The 577-nt window shown below is 60.8% G+C and carries 1 protein-coding gene; it reads right to left on the reverse strand.

Going from position 1 to position 577, the window contains the following annotated elements; genetic code table 11:
* Positions 1–577, reverse strand: a 577-nt coding sequence (locus EN991_RS38955) for a TetR/AcrR family transcriptional regulator C-terminal domain-containing protein (protein ID WP_127370671.1), incomplete at both ends; no start/stop codon positions are given.

Genomic DNA, 577 nt, shown 5'->3' on the forward strand with positions numbered 1-577 from the left:
TCCCTGTTTCGGCCAGGTTTGGCCTGCGCCTCCAGTCCCAGGATCAGGGTTTCGATCAGGAAGTCGTAACCATCCTCGAGCGGGGCGACGTTCCCGCTTTTCCAGCGCATCACGAACGACCGGTTGTACATTTGCGGCAGGTATCGCGTAACCAACGGAAACCGCGCTGGGTCAAGCGCATCAAGGCCTGCGTTAAATGTTTCTACCCATTCCGAGTCTTCGGTAGCGCCGTCTGCGGCGAGTTCCATCGTGATATAGCCTTCCAGGGCGCCAACCACTGAATTGAAGGCATTGATCAAAGCCTGATCCTCGAATCCGGCTTGGGTGAGCGCAGTCAGAATGATCTCGACCCAAGGTGCATTCGGCGCGCCGTTGGAGCGGATATGCGGACCGAGCAGGGGTGCGGCCCTGGGGTGCTCGTGGACTCGCGCGCGAAACCGGCGGAATAGAAGCCGGATCGTGTCGCGCCAATCGTCCGGCAGATCCGAGGGTGTCATCAGGCTTGCAATCAGCGCGCCCGAAATTTCGGCAAGCAGATCCGACTTGGCGCCGCCCGCATGCCAGTACAGGGCGGCCG

The organism is Mesorhizobium sp. M7A.F.Ca.US.005.03.2.1 (assembly GCF_003997795.1).
Taxonomy (GTDB): Bacteria; Pseudomonadota; Alphaproteobacteria; order Rhizobiales; family Rhizobiaceae; genus Mesorhizobium; species Mesorhizobium ciceri.